The organism is Kocuria sp. CPCC 205263 (genome assembly GCF_040981075.1).
Lineage (GTDB): Bacteria > Actinomycetota > Actinomycetes > Actinomycetales > Micrococcaceae > Kocuria > Kocuria rosea.
Genome location: NZ_JAVKPV010000085.1, coordinates 1 through 520, shown reverse-complemented (window position 1 = coordinate 520; position 520 = coordinate 1). Strand labels below are relative to the sequence as shown.

Annotated in this window: 1 protein-coding gene; it reads right to left on the bottom strand. The window is 68.1% G+C overall.

The window, feature by feature from the left end:
- Positions 1–265 (bottom strand): hypothetical protein (locus RF647_RS19265; RefSeq protein ID WP_368813137.1); only part of this gene is annotated, 265 nt, incomplete at its 3' end.
- Between the last annotated feature and the right edge of the window lie 255 nt (positions 266–520).

Genomic DNA, 520 nt, shown 5'->3' with positions numbered 1-520 from the left:
CGTAGAGGTCGAAGCCTCCCAGGTTGGTGCGGAAGTAGTTGGCCTCCCGCAGTGCCTCGGCCACGGTCTCGCGGGAGAGGCCGGGGAACTCGGCCCGCTGGCTGGGGCCCGCGGGGCCGCTGTAGCGCAGCACCACCGTCTCGGGCCACTCCTTCCCGGAGTGCTCCACGTAGTTAGTCAGGATCCAACTCTCGTTGTCCGTGTGGTGGGTCCGGTGGGTGGCCAGTACCTGGGCCAGCTGCTCGCGCTGCGTGGTGGTGTCCATAGTGTCCTCCTGGGGAGTCGGTGCCTGGGGCCGTCTGCCCCGCTAACAAAAACAACAATACACTATCAACTAAGCGCGTGCAATATAGGGACTGCGAGCGCCGCTGGGGCCGGGGTGTCCGCGCTCGCGGTGGGTGGCCCAGGTGGACTGCGAGCGCCGCCGGGGCCGGGGTGGACCCGGCGGCACGCGCGGGGGTTAGCGCTGGTAGGTCAGCGCGATTTTGATTTCCTGGACTTGCAGGGGGGTCAGCCCCTG